Raw genomic sequence first — 2,977 nt, 5'->3', positions numbered from 1 at the left:
AGTTCACGAGAGTAGCATAAGCTTCATTAATTTGCTGGAATTTTACAGTAGCGATCGCCTTCGGCATATCTGTAGTATCTGGATGATAGCGCTTACTTAGTTCTCGATATGCTCTTCTAATTTCCTGATTAGATGCTTTTGGATGGAGTCCAAGCAAAGAATAATAACTCACACCCAAAGGAGTGTATTTTGACATTCTTTAATTTTGGTTGTTTGTAGTTTCCAAACTCAATTAATTTTTGTCAATAACTATTTACTAACTCACTGATTTCAATTGTCTTTAACAACTCATAGTTGGTTGGTGAGATATAGGATATATTTTGATTTATCAAAAATTATCTTTAAGTTTCATTTAATTAATCAAAAGTTTGGATAATTGATAATCTTAAATAAAATCTATGATTAACTTCTATAAACCTTTCACATAATCTGAAGTAAATAGTATCTTAATCGTTCCATTCCCCTCTTGGTGGGATAGGAGGATTTCTTTGCAGTGTCAGGGCTAACTCATCTTCTGGAAGTCCTCCTCTTAACCACTGGCGAAGGGCACTTTCAATGACCTTACTCGGGTCATTTGTCAAATGTTGAACTTGGTCTAATAATCTAGAATCTATGTTTATAGATAATTCTACTTTTTCTGGTAATTTCGACTGATTAACTTCAGGCTGATTCATAGCAAGACAATCTTATAAATCTAGAAAAGCTACTTTATATTATGTTGACATACTCCACTCCATGAAATGAGTGAATTTTCTCAAGCTCACCGATAGAGATTACTGGTTTGTCCAGTCCACTTAACAACTATCTGTATCTATCGCAACAGATCATCAAATATGGCTATGTCCACAGTCATTGAGTTGACTGGCCTTAGTTGACTGATGTCCTCCGCCACTATTTTTTTAATCTAAATATGGATTTTGGGTCTTTGGAAAAATTAATTTATTCAGATGTTTTTTACTGTGTTTGGCCTACCACAGACATAGTATTAATTTCGGCAGGTTGTCAGTTTCTTGTATTTTCCCTCATGTCTATATATTTCAACAAATTTCACTTTAACACAAAGTAGTATTTCAAGGAATAGAAAAATTTTTATAGTCATAAACACAATTCATAATGTGTATTAATTTTTACATATCGACCTCAAAAGAGAAGTTCTCAATTAGTGAAGAATCTGGAATTTGATCGTCGCTACGGTTTCTTTAGTGATAGGTTGTAGGTGTAGAAAACAGGCACTAGCAATTGCTCCAGGCTTTAATTATAGCATAAAAATAGAATATAGAGGAAAGTTATACCTATGGTAGGGGCGTTTTCGGTGCGGAATGTTACACAAATACAAATATATCGGCGACAGCCATTAACCAGCATTGTGCGCTAGCTTTGAGCGGAAGCTCTGTGAAGCGAAAACAGCCGTTCCCATAGAATCTCTTTAACTGTAGTCCCCATAGTAGTCAAGAGTAATCATAGAAATTTCTTTTTTAACCAGGAAACAATTTAGACCAGAACCTAAATTAAGTCAGACTAAAGCTCAAAAATCTTCAGAATTAAAATATGTTAAGAATTATAGATAGATTGAATTAATTGTGCCAAGACCATAACAAAAATAAGGCATTTCAAATTATTAACAAAAGAAAGTATGACAAAAGTTCCTGTATCTCACATTCGTAACTTTTCAATCATTGCCCATATAGATCATGGAAAATCAACTTTAGCCGATCGCCTCCTACAAGCAACTGGCACTGTGGAAGACCGTGAAATGAAAGAGCAATTTCTAGACACAATGGACTTAGAAAGGGAGCGTGGTATCACAATCAAGCTGCAAGCTGCCCGAATGAATTATCATGCTGAAAATGGAGAAGAATATGTATTAAATCTTATAGATACCCCTGGCCATGTAGACTTTTCTTATGAGGTGTCGCGCTCTCTGGCGGCTTGTGAAGGTGCTTTACTAGTAGTAGATGCTTCCCAAGGAGTAGAAGCTCAGACTTTAGCTAATGTCTACCTAGCTTTGGAGCATAACCTAGAAATTATTCCGGTCTTAAATAAAATTGACCTTCCAGGAGCAGAACCAGATAGAGTAAAACAAGAGATAGAAGAAATAATTGGCCTAGACTGTTCGGGGGCAATTTTAGCATCTGCCAAAGAAGGAATTGGAATTCCGGAAATTCTCGCATCAATTGTTAAATTAGTACCACCACCACAAGATACTATTGATGAAAAATTACGCGCTCTCATCTTTGATAGTTATTATGACCCATATCGAGGGGTAATTGTATATTTCCGGGTCATGGATGGGACTATTGCTAAAGGCGATCGTATCCGACTCATAGCATCAGGAAAAGAGTATGAAATAGATGAACTGGGAGTTCTCTCCCCTACCCAAAAACCAGTAAAAGAGCTTCACGCAGGAGAAGTAGGTTATTTAGGAGCGGCCATCAAAGCAGTGGAAGATGCCAGGGTGGGAGATACAATTACTCTAGCCAAAAAACAAGCAGAGGCCCCTTTGCCTGGTTATACAGAAGCTAAACCTATGGTATTTTGTGGCTTATTTCCCACCGATGCCGACCAGTTTCCAGATTTACGAGAAGCTCTAGACCGACTCAAACTCAATGATGCAGCTCTATCTTATGAAGCAGAAACATCAAGCGCAATGGGTTTTGGGTTTCGGTGTGGTTTTTTAGGGTTGCTGCATATGGAAATTGTCCAGGAAAGGTTAGAGCGAGAATATAATCTAGATTTAATTGTTACTTCTCCATCAGTAGTTTATCGAGTAACCACTAATAAAGAAGAAGTTATTCTGATTGATAATCCAAATTTACTACCAGACCCTAATCACCGAGAAAAAATGGAAGAACCTTATGTCCAGGTAGAAATGATTACTCCAGAAGAATATGTAGGGACATTAATGGAGTTGGGTCAATCACGACGTGGGATATTTAAGGATATGAAGTATCTGCCAAGGGTATTTCATATATTAAAG

Annotated in this window: 3 protein-coding genes; 1 reads left to right on the top strand and 2 read right to left on the bottom strand. The window is 36.7% G+C overall.

Features of this window, described 5'->3' with window-relative positions; translation table 11 throughout:
- Both F6K13_RS26270 and F6K13_RS26265 read right to left on the bottom strand, forming a co-directional pair.
- A partial coding sequence (locus F6K13_RS26270; protein WP_287288885.1) for a J domain-containing protein occupies positions 1 to 196 on the bottom strand: 196 nt, incomplete at its 3' end.
- Positions 197 to 446: 250 nt separating this feature from the next.
- Positions 447 to 674: a hypothetical protein gene (locus F6K13_RS26265; RefSeq protein WP_124145555.1), complete on the bottom strand. Its 228-nt coding sequence runs from the start codon at positions 672 to 674 to the stop codon at positions 447 to 449.
- A 959-nt stretch (positions 675 to 1,633) separates the two neighbouring features.
- Here F6K13_RS26265 and lepA point away from each other — a divergent pair.
- On the top strand, positions 1,634 to 2,977 hold a 1,344-nt coding region (gene lepA / locus F6K13_RS26260; protein ID WP_287288883.1), incomplete at its 3' end, for a translation elongation factor 4.

The sequence above is a fragment of the Okeania sp. SIO2B9 genome, assembly GCF_010672505.1.
Lineage (GTDB): Bacteria > Cyanobacteriota > Cyanobacteriia > Cyanobacteriales > Microcoleaceae > Okeania > Okeania hirsuta.
This window is presented reverse-complemented; position numbering and strand designations above follow the sequence as displayed.